The organism is Pseudoalteromonas luteoviolacea NCIMB 1944 (genome assembly GCF_001625565.1).
In the GTDB taxonomy this organism is placed as follows: domain Bacteria; phylum Pseudomonadota; class Gammaproteobacteria; order Enterobacterales; family Alteromonadaceae; genus Pseudoalteromonas; species Pseudoalteromonas luteoviolacea_F.
The window spans coordinates 51,430-71,127 of sequence record NZ_AUXS01000036.1; the positions used below are offsets into that span (position 1 = coordinate 51,430).

The 19,698-nt window shown below is 42.5% G+C and carries 13 protein-coding genes; 11 read left to right on the plus strand and 2 right to left on the minus strand.

Features of this window, described 5'->3' with window-relative positions; all coding sequences use genetic code 11:
- Window positions 1-39: 39 nt before the first annotated feature.
- On the minus strand, window positions 40-1,224 hold the full coding sequence (locus N483_RS13300; RefSeq protein ID WP_023399258.1) for a quinone-dependent dihydroorotate dehydrogenase: 1,185 nt from the start codon (window positions 1,222-1,224) through the stop codon (window positions 40-42).
- A gap of 153 nt (window positions 1,225-1,377) precedes the next feature.
- Between N483_RS13300 and N483_RS13305 the strand changes: the two genes are divergently transcribed.
- The gene (locus tag N483_RS13305; protein WP_023399259.1) at window positions 1,378-1,953 is read left to right on the plus strand and encodes a hypothetical protein; all 576 of its coding nucleotides are present in this window, start codon (window positions 1,378-1,380) and stop codon (window positions 1,951-1,953) included.
- Window positions 1,954-2,001: 48 nt separating this feature from the next.
- On the opposite strand, the gene N483_RS13310 is transcribed toward N483_RS13305, so the two are convergent.
- On the minus strand, window positions 2,002-2,475 hold the full coding sequence (locus N483_RS13310; protein WP_023399260.1) for a deoxycytidylate deaminase: 474 nt from the start codon (window positions 2,473-2,475) through the stop codon (window positions 2,002-2,004).
- A 217-nt stretch (window positions 2,476-2,692) separates the two neighbouring features.
- Between N483_RS13310 and N483_RS13315 the strand changes: the two genes are divergently transcribed.
- From N483_RS13315 to N483_RS13360, 10 genes are all read left to right on the plus strand, one after another.
- Window positions 2,693-3,124 (plus strand): hypothetical protein, encoded by a 432-nt coding sequence (locus tag N483_RS13315; protein WP_036976098.1) that lies wholly within the window; start codon window positions 2,693-2,695, stop codon window positions 3,122-3,124.
- Between the two features lie 235 nt (window positions 3,125-3,359).
- Window positions 3,360-4,697 carry an N-succinylarginine dihydrolase gene (gene astB, locus N483_RS13320; RefSeq protein ID WP_023399262.1) on the plus strand — a complete coding sequence of 446 codons (1,338 nt, stop codon included), beginning with the start codon at window positions 3,360-3,362 and terminating at the stop codon, window positions 4,695-4,697.
- Between the two features lie 209 nt (window positions 4,698-4,906).
- Entirely contained in the window at window positions 4,907-5,746 is an 840-nt protein-coding gene (locus N483_RS13325; RefSeq protein WP_023399263.1) for a DUF350 domain-containing protein, read from the plus strand.
- 1 nt (window position 5,747) lies between these two features.
- Window positions 5,748-6,533: a hypothetical protein gene (locus tag N483_RS13330; protein WP_023399264.1), complete on the plus strand. Its 786-nt coding sequence runs from the start codon at window positions 5,748-5,750 to the stop codon at window positions 6,531-6,533.
- Window positions 6,533-8,050, plus strand: a complete 1,518-nt coding sequence (locus tag N483_RS13335) for a polyamine aminopropyltransferase (protein ID WP_023399265.1) — start codon at window positions 6,533-6,535, stop codon at window positions 8,048-8,050. Before N483_RS13330 ends, N483_RS13335 begins: the two co-directional genes overlap by 1 nt.
- A gap of 399 nt (window positions 8,051-8,449) precedes the next feature.
- On the plus strand, window positions 8,450-9,709 hold the full coding sequence (locus N483_RS13340) for a tetratricopeptide repeat protein (RefSeq protein ID WP_172642410.1): 1,260 nt from the start codon (window positions 8,450-8,452) through the stop codon (window positions 9,707-9,709).
- Window positions 9,699-10,907, plus strand: a complete 1,209-nt coding sequence (locus tag N483_RS13345; RefSeq protein WP_023399267.1) for a FecR family protein — start codon at window positions 9,699-9,701, stop codon at window positions 10,905-10,907. The genes N483_RS13340 and N483_RS13345 overlap by 11 nt, the downstream gene beginning before the upstream one ends.
- A 10-nt stretch (window positions 10,908-10,917) precedes the next feature.
- Window positions 10,918-16,632: an Ig-like domain-containing protein gene (locus N483_RS13350; protein ID WP_023399268.1), complete on the plus strand. Its 5,715-nt coding sequence runs from the start codon at window positions 10,918-10,920 to the stop codon at window positions 16,630-16,632.
- Window positions 16,633-16,654: 22 nt separating this feature from the next.
- Window positions 16,655-17,473: an MBL fold metallo-hydrolase gene (locus tag N483_RS13355; RefSeq protein WP_023399269.1), complete on the plus strand. Its 819-nt coding sequence runs from the start codon at window positions 16,655-16,657 to the stop codon at window positions 17,471-17,473.
- Entirely contained in the window at window positions 17,470-19,695 is a 2,226-nt protein-coding gene (locus tag N483_RS13360) for a CHASE2 domain-containing protein (RefSeq protein ID WP_023399270.1), read from the plus strand. Before N483_RS13355 ends, N483_RS13360 begins: the two co-directional genes overlap by 4 nt.
- The last annotated feature ends 3 nt before the right edge of the window (window positions 19,696-19,698 follow it).

A 19,698-nucleotide genomic window follows, 5' to 3' on the forward strand; every position in this document is an offset into this window, starting at 1 on the left:
ATCACCACTCGTAGCATCAAATTGTTAGGTCAGCCAATGCTATGCTGCCGAGCTTACTTTTTTATCAGACCGATCTTCCTTAGTCTCTTTTATTTTCGGTAATGGGTTCCTAGAGCCGACGGCTTCTTCAATTGAGTTAAAACCATCCGCTTTCAGCAGCTTAACAAGACCTCGATTGATTTCGTTGATATTTTGTGGTCCATCAAATATCAAAGTAGATATCATGTGCAATATGCTTGCCCCTGAGGTGATCTTTTCGTATGCATCCTTAGCCGTGAATACACCCCCGACACCGATTATGGTCAGTTCACCACGTGTTCTGCGATAAACGTGTCTAATAACATTTGTTGAGATTCTCTGAAGCGGTAAGCCACTCATCGCACCTTTGTGGAAAGGTAGTTCGTCTTTTACGTACTCTTCATTGAATTTAGGTTTTGCAAGATTTGTCAAAACCACACCATCCATTTTGTGTTCAACACATGCGTCAACAATGATATTGATTTCTTCAAGAGTCATATCTGCTGCGAGTTTCACATAAATAGGTCTGCCTTCGACCCTGTGCTCATTTACTGCAATTAGTAAAGCATCTAAATTGGCTTTGTCGACAAATGGTTCGCCATCTTGGGTATTAGGACAGCTGATATTAATAGTGTAATAATCACCAATATCTTTGAAGAGTTTCATTGTTTTGGTGTAATCATCGATTGAGTCTTGAAGATCAAATTCTGGGGTAATATTTGACTTCGCAGCATTGATACCAACTTTTAATTTTCCAAAATTAACACCTTTCAAGCGAGATGAAATTTTCTCAGCACCTTGGTTATTTAGGCCGTACCACACTAAAATCGATTTTGATTTAACCATTCTGAATAAACGTTTACCTGGGTTTCCTGGGCAAACTTCACCAGTGAATGACCCTAGTTCTGCCAAGCCAAAGCCAATCGATGGATAAATTTTGGTTAATTCGCCGTCTTTGTCAAAGCCTGCGGATAAACCTAATGGGTTTCTATATTTGATACCGTCAACTTCAATATTCAGACTGCGGTGTCCGTAATTGAAGAAAAACGAGGTGATCCAGCGAGTTAGAAAGTTTGAGCCCAATATAACGCCTACACGTTTGAACATGTAGTGTGCGTCCTCTGGGTCCATCAGGAATATCAGCGGACGAACCGCTCTGTATAGTAGCTTTAACACAAAGTTACGAATGCCGATGATAAGGCGCATTTTCAACCTCCAAATTTGTCATCGATTGTTGTTGTTAGGTGCTTTCACAAGCACATCTGGTAACTCATGTTTTTTAGCTTATGATCTTTAAATAATAATAGCAATAAGAATTGTTATCATTTACAGTATGGTTATGAATTTATGGAGGTGCTAATGAAAAAGCTGATGTTAAAACTCTTGGGTACGCAAGTTGCCAAGCCAATAACACGAAACATAGTGGAGCCTATTTGGCAAAGTACAGGTGAAGTCTTCTACCTGTTAAATACCTTGCAGCTGAAGTATGAGTCTCGCTACGGCACGGTGTCTGTTGAATCGTTTAACATAAATGCTTTTATTCACGGTGGCACAGATCCGCTCCAGAAGCTTGTTAGAGAGTTTGGTGAGGAGTTTACTGTATCCGTTTGTGCTGTGGCTTGGGAGCGTTGTGGCAACCAAACACGAGTCAAGGCAATAGATAACGCGGCTATTTTTAGGTTTAACCAAGCATTAGACTCGCCAACGCAAGTACTTTTTCAACACCAGTTTTGTTTAGCCGATGAAGTGAATCGAAGTGATGTAAATATATCTAGAAGTGTCGGAGCATTTAAATACTATAACATTCAAATTAATGAGTTTATTAATCAATTAAAGGAAGCAAATAAACGCATCAATCACGACCGAATCAAGCGCCATGGTATAACTGGGGAAAATTTCAACAAAGATATTTTTGGTAGGTTATCGATGGCGTGAAGGAGAGAGTTAGAGGAGTGGGTAGGATAGCAACCACTCCTTTAGGGATTATTGGTCGTCGTATGTGGCAACTTCTTGTTCTATTACAACAAGTTCAACCCCCGCCATTGCAAACATGTCTCTCGTTTCTTGGGCTGCGTGATATCGTTTTTTAGCAACCACTTTTGAAATGCCGCAACTGATTATTAGCATTGCACAAACTCGACATGGCTCCATTGTGCAGTACAATGTTGCACCATCTAAAGGTACCCCATACCTCGCTGCCTGACAGATGGCATTTTGCTCTGCATGGATAGTCCGAACGCAGTGTTGCCTTGTCGTACCATCACTATCAGTCACTTGCTTCATCAAATGACCAACATCATCACAGTGTGGTAAACCAGAGGGGGAGCCCACATAACCTGTTGATATTATTCTTTTATCTTTAACTATAATACAGCCTGATTTGCCTCGGTCACAGGTGGCTCTTTGGCCAACACTGTCAACTAAATCAATGAAGTATTCATCCCAATCTGGTCTCATTGCTTATGCCTTTAATACTACGTTTATATTGATAGTATACGCAGTATTGGCAATAATTCGAAGCCTAACTTTGATATAAAGTAGAGAATAAATATACTTTAATATAGTTTTGTTTATGGTAAATCTAGGAATTCTATTTTTGTGTGTGTTTTAATTGATTATAATATCTTTGAATAAGGTGTTTTATTATGGTTTTCTTAATATTTAATAGGGGTGTTTGAACAATATACCTTTACTCTTCGCAGCGTTTTCAAGTTTTTTAGCTGCGCTTTTGCATATCGGTTGTATTATATTTGGCGCACCTTGGTATCGCTTTTTAGGAGCCACAGAGGAAATGGCTTTGATGGCTGAAGCGGGCAGGGTTGAGCCAGCGGTAATGACGTCAGCGATTGCTGGTGTGCTTTGTTTTTGGGGGGCCTATGCATTGTCGGGAGCGGGTGTTGTCCGTCGCTTACCCTTTTTAAAGACAGTTATATTTTTAATAGCCATCGTACTTATCGGTCGCGGTATTGCTTTTCCTTTAATCATGTCTATGTTTCCAAATAACTCACTGACGTTTTGGCTAGTAAGTTCTTCTCTCTGTGTATTGATGGGAGGGAGCTACGCATATGGTGGGTGGATCCTTCACAAACAACAGGCAAAACACTAGGTTTATATTTGTCAATGCACTAAGAGGTACATTTCCCCTTAAATTATTTTGCATCTTCCGCCTGTGTCCATAATTACCGCCTATATTGAGATTTGGCACTAAACTTGATATCTCGTTGTGCTGGCTTTACTTGCCAGCTCAATGTTGTTTTAAAACAGGTTTTTATGTGGGGTTTGACCCACAACCTGTGTGAATCTTACCAATACGGTGCAACACGCACTAAAAGGGGGCAATAATGAACTATTATGAAGTTAATTTCGATGGACTCGTGGGGCCAACACACAACTATGCAGGTCTTTCGTATGGAAATGTTGCTTCAAAAGCGAATGCCAAAAAGTTTTCAAATCCCAAACAAGCGGCCTTGCAAGGTTTGGGAAAGATGTTTGCACTATCACAACTTGGACTGCATCAAGGGGTGCTAGCACCAAATGCACGGCCAGATCTAAAGACATTGCGCTCACTAGGTTTTGCAGGAAGTGATAAACAAGTCATTGCAAAAGCCGCTCAAATAGAACCTCAATTGCTGAAGGCCTGTTATTCAGCGTCTTCTATGTGGACTGCTAATGCGGCGACGATATCCCCAAGCTGCGATACACAAGATAATAAAGTGCATTTTACACCAGCAAACCTAAGCAATAAATTGCATCGAGCCATCGAAGCTGATACCACAGCGCGAATTCTAAAGTCAGTGTTCCACGATGAGGCTTTTTTTGTTCACCACAGTCCATTGCCTCAACACCCTCTTTTTGGAGACGAAGGTGCGGCAAACCATACTAGACTAGCTGACTCTTATAATCACGCTGGCTTAGCACTATTTGTTTACGGTCAGGATAATCTCAGCGAAATCCGGCCCACCAAGTTTCCTGCTAGGCAAACTCGTCAAGCTAGTGAAGCTGTTGCGCGCAGTCATATGTTAAATCCCGATAACTGCCTTTTTATTCAGCAAAACCCAAACGTGATAGATCAAGGGGTATTTCACAACGATGTGATAGCAATAGGCAATGAAAATGTTTTCTTGTTTCACGAACAGGCTTTTTATAATCAACAAGCTTCGGTTAAAAAGATCCGAGATGCTTACAAGGGGAGCCGTCCACTGCACTTAATTGAAGTGTCGGAGTCAGATGTTAGTGTGGAAGAGGCTGTGCAAAGTTACATATTTAATAGCCAGTTAGTTAGCTTACCAAATGGTGGTATGGCAATAATTGCACCAAGCGAATGTCAAAAGGTAGATAGTGTAGAGTCCTACTTGAGCGCATTAAAGCAAGCGAGTACCCCAATCAATGAAGTTATTTATTTGGATGTCAAACAAAGCATGCAAAATGGCGGAGGCCCTGCTTGTCTGCGGTTAAGGGTCGTTTTGTCTGAACAGGAAATTAAAGCAAGCAATCAGTCTTGTTTGCTAAATGAAACCTTGTATCGCACACTTTGTTTATGGGTGGAGAAACATTACAGAGACAAATTGTCTGAGCATGATTTGGCAGATCCTCAATTACTTACCCAAAGCTACACCGCGTTAGACGAACTCAGCCAAATTTTGAATTTGGGCTCTGTTTATGACTTTCAAAGAGTTTAGTTCTCTACGGAATAAAGCAGCGCACATATTGTGCGCTCATCGATATTGTTTATAAAAATCGGATGAAACTCGATAATTATAAAGACTGAATAATGATACTGATGTTATTATGGGCAAGTTATAGCTTTCGAAAAGAACTCTAAAAGTTTGCAGCTGTACTGGGCTATACGCTAAGTACGACCATTCTAATAAAAAAGTAGTTATTCATTATGTACGATTCACTTCTATTGACATTGCAAAGTTTAAGCTTTGTTGGCTTGTTGTTGGTTATGATGTTTTTGGCCAAATGGTTATATAACTTCACAACACCATACGATACCTTTCATGAAATATTAATTAAGAAAAATAGTGCACTTGCGACATCGGTAGCTGGCTATATTGTCGCCGTTGCCATTATATTTTGCGCTGTGTTAATAGGCCCAAGTGCCGGATTGATCAATGATTTATTGGCTGTATCTGGTTACTGCTTTGTCGGCATGGTAATGCTGCTTATCTCAAGAATCATTAATGATAAGCTAATATTGCACGCATTTTGTAATAAAAAGCAGTTAATAGAAAAGCAAAATGTTTCGACAGGTGCAGTACAAGCTGCAAGTTATATCGCCAGTGCGCTTTTAATCGGTGCTTCCTTACATGGAGAAGGCGGATGGATGTCTGCAATTGTATTTTATGTGTTAGGTCAAATAACCTTGGTAGTGTTCGCGCGCATCTACGATTTGCTGACTGATTATAACTTAATGACGCAATTGGAGTCCGGCAACAACGCTGTAGCAGCAACATTTTCGGCAACATTAATTGCTCTAGGTATGGTGTTATTGCACGCTCTAGTTGGTGAATTCGAAAGCTGGCACGCTAGTATTACTTTGTTTGTTCAAGACGCGGTTATCGGTTTTGTTGTACTGCCGTTGGCTCGTTTATTCATTGACAAAGTGTTATTCCCGTCTGTGTGTATCGATAAGGCAGTTGGTGAAGAGCATAATATGTCAGTGGCCTTGGTCGAAGGCGCTGTCGCTTTATCAGTTGCAAGCGTGATTGTGGTAGTGCTCTAAAATGATGGCAAGTCGCGTTTTAGTTACAACAATATTGGCGATAGTTGTTGCAGCCTATTTCAACTCTTACTTCGATGAAAGTGTACGGCAGGTAAGGACTGTTCTTGGCAAGTCTTATCAGTCAAAGCCTTATGAATTCCGCGTTTCTGAAGACGGTGCACTGGTGCGCTTTGAAGTCTATGGCAATATGCCAGACAACACCTGGAAAAGTGTAGAGTTTGAAGTTTTTGATCCCAATGAACAGTATTTATTTACACTGAGCAGAGAGCTTTGGACTGAAACAGGTAGAGACTCGGAAGGCTTTTGGAGGGAGTCGCAGGGTGATCTGGATTTTACGATTCGTTTAGCAGAAGCGGGCATTTATAACGTCGTATTACATGTAAGCAATGGACCTCATAGTTATGGACCTTCGAGGAAAAAAGATTTCAGGTTTAAGGTCACTGAACTAAGAGGTGATGCGGCGGCGTTTTTGGTTTTACTCTTTATACTTGTCCCTATTGCTTTGTTGTGTGGCGTTATTGTTTTTAAGCATATTGAGATGCATAACAAGTACGGTTCAAGAAATGACAGTTACGATTTAGACTTTAAGCCTGTTGGGTGGTTATTAGCGTTATATTCAGTGCTGCTTATCTTTGCATATTTTCTTGCCCAAAATGATTCAGACGCCGATATCGATTATCACCGAAAAGCAGCTTATAAAAAGCACTTGGCGGTTGACAGACATATGCGTGAACATAGTTTATCAAGTGCAGGATATCGCACTCGCAGTGGGGTTGGAGGCAAGTAATGTTGCGCGAAAGCCATATTCTGCTTTTTAGTATTTTCATTGCGGGGCTGTGCTCAATTGTTTATGAGTTACTCATTGCTACGACGGGCTCGTATTTTTTGGGTGACAGCATAACGCAGTTTTCTTTGACCATAGGTGTTTATATGGCATTTATGGGAGTGGGATCGTACCTATCACGGTTCGTAAAGGATGGCAAGCTACTCGCACAGTTCATTGGGTTTGAATTATTACTCGCTCTGTGTGGGGGCTTAAGTGTGCCGCTGTTGTATTTGGCCTATGCGTTAGATATTTCGGTTCAGGCAACGTCCGTTACGCTGACAGCTGTGATTGGTACGCTAATCGGACTTGAGATCCCGTTACTGAGTCGTTTGATGGAAAAGCACTATAGTCTTAAAGCGAATCTATCTAACGTTTTGTCTATTGATTACTTCGGTGCCTTATTAGCGACCTTATTGTTCCCATTTATATTTCTTCCTTGGTTGGGCATATTTAAAACCTCGCTCACGTTCGGCCTTATCAACTTGTCTATCGCATTGTCATTGTTGTGGTATTTCTCTTCACAAATAATGGACAAGCCAAAATATCAATTACGCATGGCGCTGATATTAGTATCGGTCATTTTGATCGGCACTATGGTATCTAGTGCAAGTTTAAATAAAGCGTGGAATGGGCATGTGTTTGACGACCCTGTTGTACATAGTGAGCAAACCCAGTACCAACAAGTCGTTATGACCAGACATAAGAATGATGTTCGGCTCTATCTCAACGGAGGTCTGCAATTTTCCTCAGTCGACGAGTATCGATACCATGAGGTTTTGGTTCACCCAGCGATGCAGCGTAGGGATGATATTAAACATGTCCTTGTGCTAGGTGGGGGAGATGGACTGGCTGTTAGAGAAGTACTCAAGTACGCCGATGTTGAACATATAACTTTGGTGGACCTAGATCCAGCGGTTGCACGGCTTGCTCGTGAAAACCACTATTTAAAAGATTTAAATGCCAATGCTCTAAACTCAGAAAAAGTGTCTGTATGGCACGGTGATGCAATGGTTTTTTTACAACAACTTACGCGTAAATTTGATTTGATAATCGTTGATCTACCAGATCCGAAAACGGTGAGTTTGGCACGCTTATATTCCTTACAGTTTTATCGCCTTATCGGTAGAGCGTTAAATCCAAACGGGATATTCGTGACACAAGCGACGAGCCCGTTTTTTGCAAAAGAAGCTTTTTGGTCTATCAGAAATACCGTTGCAGCCAGTGGCATGAAGGAAGTAAAAACTTTTTTTGCGAACGTTCCTTCATTTGGCGAGTGGGGATTTGTGATGGGATGCCTATCAAGTTGCCAGAAGCCATTAAAATACGAGCATATTTCGACGCGTTTTTATCATCATGAGTTGGATAGCGCTATGCAAGTTTTAGCACATGACCAAAAAGTAGATAACGAGGTAGTGAGTACCCTCGATAGGCCTAACGTGCTGTATTTGTATCTTGATGGATGGCGATATTGGAACTAATACGTTCAAAGCCAACAGCTGATCACCTCCCTAATCTAAGTCAGTTTTCACCCTTCCTCACAGACCACAACTATATTTGGCTAAGAGCGGCTAAAAATATGTAAATTTTTCGACTAAGTAAGGCTGTTTTCTTGCTTTTAATAAAATGTACCTGAAATCAAAAGTGAATTTTTAACGTCCTTGATTATACTTTGCTTATCCTATCTAGGCATGTTTTAAGTGTTCTAGTCAGTGGCGAGTCGTAGGTCATGTAAAGTGGTCTTGCTTGAAGTAGATAGTGATGAACATACGATAACCAATAATGGGTGATTAGCTATGTCACTAGTACTTCGATGCGTACGGTATGCTCTTATTATAATGGCCAGTGGAGTAAGTTTATTGTGTTTGGCGCAAAGCGAGATGTCGCAGCCAAACGATGAGCTAAAAAAAACGCTCACTGAGATCAAATCTAAACTGACAGCAAAAGATTATCAATCCGCCTTTCGACAGGCCGAAGCGGCTTTAAATGAATGGGCCGGTGATCCAAATTTTGATTTTTTATATGCGCAGGCTGCTTTGGAGCAGGGCAAATACGATGAAGCTATCTTTGCCCTTGAGCGTACGCTTGCGAGTTGGCCTGATCATATTCCCAGTCATTACTTATTGGGTCTGACCTATGCAAAGCAAAATAATTTGGCGCAGGCTAGCAGTGTATTTAAGGGGTTACAGAGATCCCAACTAAGCCCTTCGATGCGCTCGCGTGTTGATCAGGCACTCGAATCAATTGAAAGAAAATCTCAAAAACTCGAACAATCTTTCACTCACGCAATTGCTTTGGCGTTGGGTCATGACTCTAACGTCAACAGTGGTGCGCTAGATGATCGCATTGTGATTGGGGGCGTGCCGTTTTTACTTGATCAAACGAGCCAAAAAACGGCTGACAGCTTTATGCGCTTTAAGTATAACTTTCGCGGGGTATGGCAGCAGACCCAATACCAAAGTTGGAAGCTAGATGTCGATTACTCGGATCAACGTCATCAAGACACCGATGAGTTTGATAGGTATCAAGGCACAATTAGGTTTGGATACGAACATAAACAAGATGCACTGACGCTATCAACTGGGGGGCAATTTGGTGTTTTAACGCTTGATGACAGCACTTATCAGCAAGATATTGGGTTATATGGCTCCGCTCAATACTTCCTCAGTAGTAATTATTTTACAGCCTTCAGTGCTTTTGTATTTTCTCAGAACAATGTTCAAGAGCGGAATTTAGATAGCCGAGTTTATACTGTACAAGGCTCTTTTGGCTATTCCTCCGCTGGTTGGTTGCTCAGAGCGGATGCCGGTTACACTTGGCAGCCAGCGCGATACGACGAAGGCGAACACTATGGACGTGACTATGATTTTGTCTCGGGTTCTATAAGCCATAAAACAAGCGAAAATAGTTTACTTGGTTTTAAGGTGCAATATCGAGACATAGAACACCGCGCTGCGCATCCATTCTTTTTGACAACCAGAAATGAGGAACTGGTCATTCTTAACTTGAATTGGCGATATAGGTGGAGCCAAGCGTTAAGTATTGATTTATCAGCTTCATATTACGACAAACACAGTTCAATTACCTTGTATAGCTACGACAGAACCGAATGGTTCACGGGAGTCCGTTATGAATTCTAACTTTGAGTTAATTGCTAAAAGTAAACTGGCTGCTAGGGTTGCTCTGATAGCTTTTGTGTTACCCATATCTGTCTCAGCTGAACAAGCGGGAAAGACCATAATGTCCCGAGGTGATGTTATTGCTTCAGATAGCAGTACTGAGTCACAGAGGCCATTGAAGCGTCGAAGCCCTGTGTATGATGTCGATGTCGTAAATACAGGTGCCTCAAGCCAAGCACAGTTAAGAATGCAAGATGGTGCTTTAATCGCTTTAAAAGCACAAACCCAGTTGAAGATTGATGAGTATAAATTGGGAAGCGGTGACGGAGGTTCGGTTGTGATGGAGCTTATCTCGGGTGGGCTGCGGACGATCACCGGAGAAATAAAGGGAGACAAAAGCAATTATAAACTGAAAACACCAGTTGGCAGTATCGGGATCCGCGGTACTCATTATGAAGTAGAGTGGAAAAATAATGAGCTATTTTTGGCTGTTTGGGATGGCACGATAGAGTTAGATATGAGCAATGCCGCTGGCGGTGAAGGGCCAGTTTTACTTGGAAAGGGAGGTGATTTTTCATTTGCCAAAGTAAGTGAGAGCGGCACTGTCACATCATTGCTTAAACCCCCATCAGAGCTGTCGTCATTATCTTCAACGCCAAGTCAATCAGCACAATCAACTGAAGCAGAGGAACAGGGAAGCACCATTGCCAATGTTGAAATCAGCACCACAGAACAATCAACACCACTTGCTACAAGTGGCTTCTCACAAATTGTACAGGATGTGTCCCAAAACGAATTTATTAACGAACAAGAGTTGGATAGCATAGGCACAGAGCCTTTAGAGGAGTTGATTGAGCAGCGTTCAGGCACTGCGGCTTATTCCGTAATAGATAGGATTGATGCGACGTCTAGTCTTGGAGCGGTAAGTGCGATTGATATGCAAATGACCGTCAACTTTGACCGAGGAACCGTAGAGCAAGGGGCTCTGTCTTTTCAAGACTCGGGAGGACAGTGGTTCGCTGCGTTTAACGGGCTCATTAACTCGCAAGGGATGACTTTAGGCGTGAACTTTGCCTCGCATGGTAATAATTTAGCAAACGGTACGATTCAAAGTCAGTTTACAGAAGGCCTTGATAAACTAACCGGCTCGTTTAACTTGCAAGAAATAGAAGACCCTAGCGTGTTTGCACAGGGTGCTTTTATTTTGAGTCAGCCTTAGGAGAGTTGCTATGAACCTAAGAGCACTTATTCGAATATTAACGGCAGTATTGCTGACTATATTGGTTAGCAGCTGTGGTGGTGGAAATGACAGCAAGCCACTTCAACAGAGTGGTAATAACAATACCGCTCAGCCAGATAACCAAGCCAACTCTGGGGTGCCAGCTAATTATTCAAACGCCCCTGTGGTCATCGATTTTTCCTATCAACCACGATTTAGGCACGCCCGATTGCAAGAAACCCAAATTGTTGATGAATTGATGATCAATGGTACAGGAGACTTAACTCATCCCGAAGGCACTATAACAGAGCGGGGAAACATCACAGTTGCAGTAGGTAATATCGAAGATCCAGATGGTATTGGTCGTGTTTTGTTAGGCTTTGGTGAAAATGCTGAGCAAGCGATAGTGCTCTGTGATGAAAATTGCGCATCTCCTTTTTCCTTCACCCAAACAGGGGTTAATCCGTTTAACTTCGGCCAACAAAGAGGGAGTATTAATCTTCAAGTGTGGGTCGAAGACTTGAATGGGAATCTGAGCATAGTTGCGATTAAACAAGTTAATTGGCAGCCAAGATCTATCGTGGTTGAGCCGATACAAAGGGGAGAGGACGGGACGGCTCAGGTAAGTTGGCAAGCTTTAGATAATGCACTGAGGTACAACGCCTATTTGTCAGAGACACCGATAGAAAATTTAAATGAAATCAGAACACTACCGGAAGGAAGTCGCTTTATAGCACTGTCAAATACCAGTCAGACCTTTACAGGTTTAGATCCTAAAAAACACTACTTTGCGCTTATCACAGGCATTGATGGCAGTGGTGAAAGTGCCTTTAGTGAATCAATTTTATTACCTGCTACAGAGTTAACTCCACCAATTGCCAACGATGATACCTTTTCAGGTCTACAATTTGAGTCTATTTTAGGTAATGTTTTAAGCAATGATAGAGACCTAGGTTTTGGTCCTTTGCAAGTTTCAACTAGTCTTGTCACTCCCCCTCAAAACGGTACTGTCAGCATGTCCGACAATGGGACGTTTACTTATGTCCCAACAAATAGTTTTTTTGGTACCGATAGCTTTGAATATCAAGTACAAAATGCTCAAGGAGCAACGGCACAGGCCACAGTAACTCTTGATATCGAGGCTGTTCAAATATCCATCCTGACGCTTAACAATACGTATAAAGTCGAGAAAAATACCGAGTTATCAGTCGCCAATAGAGGGGTGTTGGTTAACGATATACATTTGGGTGAACAAGAGCTACTGGTGGATACTCAGCCCGAACGTGGTGTTAATAATGGCACGCTGGTGCTGAATTCAGATGGGACCTTTGTATATACGCCAAATGCTGAATTCGTTGGAGAAGACTCATTTACGTACAACGTGCGAAGTAACGATGGTGAGGTTCAGACTGCGGAAGTAACCATTATTGTTGAAGAGGAAGTTACTAATCAGCCTCCTGTGGCTGTCAATGATCTATTTGAAACCAGCGAAGACTTTATTCTGTCAGTTGCGGCGCCTGGGGTGTTAGAGAATGACTCTGATGAGGTACTAAGCGGTATTTCACTCGGTATTGAAAGTGCGACGAGTAACGGCACTCTGGAATTAACAGAAGAAGGTGGGTTTAGGTATATTCCAAATGCAAACTTTGCCGGGCAAGATGTCTTTATTTACAGTATTACTGATGAAGCGGGATTAAGTGCCAGCGCTCATGGCGTGATTACAGTTGTTGCAGTGAATGACCCTCCAATTGCAAATGATGACTCTGTAGAAGTAGCCCAAGGGCAAGCCGTATCAATAAGTGCCACTAGCAATGATGAAGATATCGATGGGCAATTAGATTTATCTACCCTCGAAATAATCATGCCACCTATGCATGGCTCCGTATCGATTAATTCTGGTACTGGGCAGTTTGTGTATCAAAGCAATGCGGACTTTAGAGGGGAAGATTATTTCATTTATGTTGTGAGTGACAACGAAGGCGCAAGATCAAACGAGGCATTAGTGAGAATTTTTGTCACAGGTGACAATGCCGCACCTGTTGCTGTGAATGACTCGGCAAGCACATCGCAGGGTTTTCAAGTAGATATTAACGTCTTGGCTAATGACTCTGACCCTGATGGTACGCTGGTATTTGACACTATAGAAATCACCACAGCGCCATCCCATGGTCAAGTGAGTAAAAATAGCAGCGATAACGTATTGATTTACATACCAGAGTCCGGCTTTTCTGGAACAGATTCATTCCAGTATCGGGTGCAAGACAACGAAGGTGCTCTATCAAACATTGCTTCGGTTACTGTTACTGTGCAAGCGATAAATCAAAGTCCAATTGCAAATAATGATAGTGCGCAAGTCGAGATTGGTCGTTCGGTCGTCATAGAAGTATTAAACAATGATTCAGACCCAGATGGATCTATTGACTACAGTTCCCTGGAATTGGTCTCTAGCCCCAGTAAAGGCAACGTGACGATAGTGTCAACGGGGAGTATTTTGTATGTTCATACCGGAACAGCGGTGGGTACGGATAGTTTTTCATATCAAGTGAGTGATAATGATGGCTTGCAATCTAATATCGCAATTGTGTCTATCACTATTGTGGAACCTGATACCACACCTGTTGCCGTTGCCGATGTTGCCACCCTAGATAAAAACACGTCTGTGATGATCGATGTTTTGAGTAATGATGAAGCGAAAGGACAAACTTTAAATCTATCCACAATTGAGATTGTGAGTGCCGTTCAGCACGGTTCTACTTTTGTTGATACATCTACTGGCTATATCAGTTATATTCCAATCACAAACTTTGTTGGCACTGACAGTTTTACCTATCAAGTTCAAAATACACTAGGTGAAACATCGAATACAGCAACTGTTACAATAATTGTAGCACCGAGAAACTACCCACCTACGGTTGTGCCTAATTCGGGGAGTATTGATACAAATGCTGTCAATGGTGATCTTGTGCTACAAGTTGCAGCGTCAGATCCTGATGGTGATGATATTAGTTATACCTTGACAGGAACCAATTCAAGTCTATTCTCAATTGCTCAAAATGGTAATGTAACCGTTGCAAATGCGAGCCAGATAAGTAGCAACGGTGAAGCAGTCTATACATTGACAGTGGAAGTGTGTGACAACATTTCACCTCCTTTATGTACCAGTGCGTCTATTACTATCAACGTGAGTGTAGCGGTACAAACCTATGTTGCTAATAAACTCACTTCGTTTGGTACAGATGGCCAGCAGGTTGTGCGTTTAAGAGCCAGCATGGAGTACCATGAATACGGGCAAACACTGGTTTTATCTGATGGTAAGTTGTTGACTGTTGGCGGGGTAGGACAGTTTGAAGCAAGCATTAGCAGAAATATTCATCGCGCGGCAGTTAGTAGGCTAAATTCTGATGGATTCTTTGATAGGACGTTTGCAACAAATGGTGTATTCACAAGTCATTTCGGCATCGAAGTCGCCGGGCAGCCACAAAATATAGTGGCCAGCGCAGTTGCGATTGACAGTGAAAATAGAATCTATGTCGCAGGTTATGCCGATTTTGGTGCTACTCAAGAACTCCTTATATTTAGACTCACGGCAGATGGCACGCATGATACCAGCTATGGCGCAGGCTCTGGTTATACACAATTGCCTTTAACATCCGGCGCGCGCGTTGAGCCAGTGGCAATTTTTGTTGATGATGCGCAGGTCGTTACTGTCGTTTCAAATGTGACAGTGAGCACTCAGACGACCATCATGGTTCGTCGTATTGGCAGTAACGGAGAGGTGAATGGATCATTGGATATAGCACCTAACTCATCCCAGTTTGCGAATGGGGCTGTTGGTTTAAGTGGCACCATTTTAGTGTATGGAGAAACAACATCTGAAGCGGGCAACAAAGATGTGTTAATGACACGCTTTAATGATTCTACGTTGAGTTTAGACACAGCGTTTGGCGCCTCGGGCACGTTGCAGCTAGACATAGCGTCCATGTCATTTGACGACCGCGTAAATGACGTTCTTCAACTTTCAGACAATAAACTCTTAGTTACTGGTGATACCTACTTACCTGGCGGGACAATAAAGTCGACATTTGTTATGCGACTAGCTAATGAAGGGACGCTCGACAGCACTTTCGATACCAACGGTTTTAAAGTATACGACTTAAATGAGTTGCCTTCTTCGTCGATTAGTGGACTTGACTTAAGTAGTTGGCATGCTTCCGGAAAAGGGCTGTTTGCGGATGAAACTCACTATTACATTGGTATTGGTAGAGGCCAGTCAACATCGTCCTATAGCGTCGCTCAAATATTTAGAACCTCTCATGTAGGTGTTGCTGATTCGGATTGGGTGCCTGATTTAGGCGGTCCTACAGTATTCAATTCCTTAGGGTTAAATCCTGGAGAGATGTTACGTACTGCACAAGGGCTTCTGATCCCCGGAGATAAGTACAATCTGATCGGGAATAACTTCTTCAGATCATACTGGTTTGGTGAGTTTACTTTAGCGGGGGCGCCCAATGCGACATTTGGAAGTAACGGCGCGGCAAACGTCACTGTTGGAGATGCAGATGAGCGCTTTGAGTTTGGCCTCTTATCTGTATTGCAAAGCGATAAGTTTTTCTTAGTTGGTGATGCAAAGACATCTCAAAATAACGATGTGCCCTATATTTACAAGCTGGATTCGACAGGTAAAGGTTCAGCAGATTTTGGTAATTTGGGAATATCACAAGTTTCTACGGGCATCAATGCGATTGCCACGGCATCTGCTCAAACAATTGCTGGAAATGTCCTTATGGCCTTTAGTGGGGTAACCTCCAATACTGATGCATACATCGCTAGCTTTGCTGCTGGTAGCATTCAAGATATGAGCTTTGCAGGTGGTGTAAATCAAGGAATCGTGCAAATATCTGCAAGTACATACTCTGGGGAGTCTATTACAATCAAAAGGTTGTATGGGCTTGCTACAGGCGATTTCCTCGCATTTGCAAAAATCTATGATGGCTGTATAAATCAAAGCTATGGCTTTGTTTTCTCAAGCTTAGGTGTGTTAACTGGTAGTTTTCAATACCCAGTACCAGGTACACCCGCCTGTAATACATCAGCAAGAAGCATTGATTTTGTTCATCCAGTATCGACATTTTTGGTAGGAATAGGCACGGATGAGCAAGTATTCCCAGAGCCGAGAGTGATCCTTGCTAAAGCAACAGTAACCGGAGCACTAGATCCAACCTTTGGCAACATGGGTGTTGCCGAATTGGATATCGGTTTGACGTCAGGTGAAACAATAGCGTTGCAAGGCTCCTTGGTTGACTCAGAAGGGCGGTTTGTCATCTTCGGTACTGCAGGAAGTAAAAACTTTGTGCTGAGAGTTAATGCAAATGGCTCTATTGATAGTAATTTTGGTTCGGCTGGTGTAATGACGTTTGAACAGTTGGGCTCAACGGCTGTGAGTGTTAAGCAAGGTTGGGTTCAAAGCACTGGGGAGCTTGTGTTATTCCTTCAAGAAACTGGGGGGCTGAACGTATATATTGCGAGGGTTAAATTGGCAGATGACGCGGGGACATTTGATACGACGTTTAACTCAGTGGGTTATCAAAACTTTGCTACCGCCATGACAGGGCAGCTTTCTTCTGCTATTAGTTTGAATAACGGCGATAACTTTGTACTTGTGTTACAACAGGATGAACCGAAAGTCATAGTGTTGCAAGCTGGTAAAATCGAAATTGCTGATTAGCAGCTAGCGAGGTTTACATAGAATGAAGTTAAAATTCTACGGTGTGCGGGGCTCGATCCCCACACCGGGGCCGGATACTGTTAAATATGGTGGAAATACGGTTTGTGTGTCAGTGCAAAGTCTAGCTGACACACATATTATATTGGACTCAGGTACTGGGATCCGGCTCCTAGGCGATGAGTTAATTAAAGATCCGAGAGAAATTTACATCTTGCTTAGTCACAATCACTGGGACCATATTCAGGGTTTCCCATTTTTTGTGCCAGCTTATATGCCCAATCGCGATATCACCATTGTGCCTGGAGTAACTGAAGCTAATGCGCCTGATGCAATTTTACAGCAAATGGGAGGGAGCTATTTTCCTGTTCAAGCTGATGACCTACCCGCAAAAGTGCAAGTGAATAAGCAAGTCAATGATACTTGGTGGTACAAAGATATATTAATTGAACGAAAAGCGATGAACCACCCCGGAGGTGGCAGTGCCTATCGCCTTACCGTCGACGGAATAAAAATAGTTTATGCCATTGATAATGAACTGTATCCGCCCAATGATCCGGTGACCAGTTTTGAACAATGGATTGAGTTTGTAAAAGATGTCGATTATTTAATTCACGACGGGCAGTTCATTCCCAGTGATTACCCTCTAAAAATGGGGTGGGGACATTCTCAAATCAAAGATGCGTTATCACTTGCAGTTCAAGGGCAAGTAAAAAACTTAGTGATAATCAGCCATGACCCAGCCAGAACTGATAGGGACCTTGATCAAATTGCCTTAGATATAAAGCAGCAAGGTTATGAGTTTAAAACAATTATTGCCAGAGAAGGGCTTGTAATTAAATGAGCCTAGCTAAACGCTTTAAGCTTTATCGGCTTCAGTGGGCTACCGGTTGCGTTATTACCTTTTCTTTTATTCTACTGCACTTATTTGCTTTGTCACCGGCTGCGCCTTATGGCCAAGTGATGAAGCGGTTCGAAGGGTTGGCCTACGACGTCAGGCTAAAAGAAACACTGCCATGGCAGCAGAGGTCGTTTTTACCCATTATTATCGTGGATATCGATGAAAAAAGTTTGATAGAGGTTGGGCGCTTTCCTTGGAGTAGACACGTTATGGGAAAGTTGCAGGATCAGTTAGTAGCCGCTGGCGTATCTGTTGTTGCTTATGATGTGCTGTTTTCAGAACCTGAACTAAACCCCGCGATTCAGGTCGCGAAGCATTTGGGCAGCGATGAGTTAGACACAGTCGATATTTTGCGTTCAGTCGCACCAGATATTGATGCAGATATCGCATTTTCTAAAACTCTAGACGCAACAGATACAGTATTAGGCATGTTATTTGAGCATCAGCAAGATATCTTGGTCGGCAAGTTACCTGAACCTATATTTGCAGGTGAAATAGCGCCAACGGAATTACCTATCCCTGATTTTGCGGGTCACGTCGCGAATGTCAAAGTGTTACAACAAAATAGCCCGGGTACAGGGTTTATCAACAGTGCACCAGACGGTGACGGTTTTGTACGATATTCGATGCTGATGATTAAGCATAAAGAGCATGCTTACCCAGCCCTAGCGTTAGAAGCTGCGCGACTATATACCTTAGCTGACAGTGTTGAAATCATCGCCAAACCTTTTGGTGATGGTCACAGTGTGCAGGGGATTAAGCTAGGTACAACGCTTATTCCTACCGATGACTATGGGCGTGTTGCAATCCCATTTAGAGGTCCTGCTTTTAGTTTTCCCTATATATCCGCAATAGATGTGATTAATGGAAAGGTAGACAAAGAGTTGTTTGATCAAGCAATCGTTTTTGTGGGTACATCAGCGGTAGGGCATGCAGATTTAAGGACAACTCCTGTCGGGGTGCAATACCCTGGTGTAGAAGTACATGCAAATGTATTGGAAGGGCTTGTTTTTCCGGAGTTATTGCCTTCAAGACCGGATTGGATAGATGGTGCGGTGGTGGTGTTATTGGTTTTTTTAGGTGTCGTCATGTCTTTAGTGCTCCCGCTATTGGGGGTATTGGGAATGACAATTTTGGCGACTGTTATCACCGCTTGCTTCATTTTTTTTAGTTTTTACGCATGGGTCGTGTGGCGTTTAGACTTTCCGCAAATTGCGGTGCTTGGGCTAACAGTATCACAAACGACTGTCCTTGGTAGTTTAGGGTTTGTGCGAGAGCATAAAGAGCGCGTACAAATTAAATCTATTTTCGATCAGTATGTACCGCCTGCACATATCGCTTCGATGCTAGAACAGCCCGATCAAGCATCAATGGAAGGCGAAAAGCGTGTAATGACGGTGTTGTTTGCCGACATTAGGGAGTTTACCAGCATCTCCGAGTCACTTGATGCGGGACGATTAAAAGCGTATTTGAATCAATACTTTTCACCTATCACAAAAATTATTTTCGAGTACCAAGGAACCATTGATAAGTATGTCGGTGATATGGTGATGGCTTTTTGGAATGCTCCGCTATTGGTCGATGACCACCCCGAACTTGCTGTGAAATGTGCCATGCACATGCAGCGACAGGTAGACGATCTACAAGCACAAATGCTTGAGCAAGGCTTTCCTCCATTCGCTATTGGGATCGGATTAAATACTGGCGATATGAATGTTGGCGATATGGGTTCTGAATATCGAAGGGCGTACACGGTTTTGGGAGATGCGGTCAATTTGGGTTCACGCTTGGAAGGGCTGACCAAATTTTATGGTGTGGGTGTTTTGATCAGTGAAATGACTCACGAACTGTGCCCCAATATCATTTTTAGGCCGATTGATAAGGTAAAAGTAAAAGGAAAAAACTTGGCGGTGACAATTTTTGAGCCGATAGCACTAAAATCAGAAATCACTGACGAGCAATTGGAAGAGCTTAAAGCACATGAATTAGCATGGCAGTTGTATTTATCGCAATCTTGGCAGGAAGCTTTGTCAGCTTTTACTAAACTAATAGAGTTACAGCCGCAAAGAAAAATTTATCAACTTCTTTGCGAAAGAGTGCGAGATATGCAATTAAACCCTCCCGGTGAAAATTGGGATGGCAGCTATACGCATAAGTCGAAATAGTAA

Bases quoted from the DNA above. Each gene is read 5' to 3' on its own strand.
- N483_RS13300 (WP_023399258.1), bottom strand. From the start codon at position 1,224: ATGCGCCTTATCATCGGCATTCGTAACTTTGTGTTAAAGCTACTATAC.
- N483_RS13305 (WP_023399259.1), top strand. From the start codon at position 1,378: ATGAAAAAGCTGATGTTAAAACTCTTGGGTACGCAAGTTGCCAAGCCA.
- N483_RS13310 (WP_023399260.1), bottom strand. From the start codon at position 2,475: ATGAGACCAGATTGGGATGAATACTTCATTGATTTAGTTGACAGTGTT.
- astB (WP_023399262.1), top strand. From the start codon at position 3,360: ATGAACTATTATGAAGTTAATTTCGATGGACTCGTGGGGCCAACACAC.
- N483_RS13325 (WP_023399263.1), top strand. From the start codon at position 4,907: ATGTACGATTCACTTCTATTGACATTGCAAAGTTTAAGCTTTGTTGGC.
- N483_RS13330 (WP_023399264.1), top strand. From the start codon at position 5,748: ATGATGGCAAGTCGCGTTTTAGTTACAACAATATTGGCGATAGTTGTT.
- N483_RS13335 (WP_023399265.1), top strand. From the start codon at position 6,533: ATGTTGCGCGAAAGCCATATTCTGCTTTTTAGTATTTTCATTGCGGGG.
- N483_RS13340 (WP_172642410.1), top strand. From the start codon at position 8,450: ATGTCGCAGCCAAACGATGAGCTAAAAAAAACGCTCACTGAGATCAAA.
- N483_RS13345 (WP_023399267.1), top strand. From the start codon at position 9,699: ATGAATTCTAACTTTGAGTTAATTGCTAAAAGTAAACTGGCTGCTAGG.
- N483_RS13350 (WP_023399268.1), top strand. From the start codon at position 10,918: ATGAACCTAAGAGCACTTATTCGAATATTAACGGCAGTATTGCTGACT.
- N483_RS13355 (WP_023399269.1), top strand. From the start codon at position 16,655: ATGAAGTTAAAATTCTACGGTGTGCGGGGCTCGATCCCCACACCGGGG.
- N483_RS13360 (WP_023399270.1), top strand. From the start codon at position 17,470: ATGAGCCTAGCTAAACGCTTTAAGCTTTATCGGCTTCAGTGGGCTACC.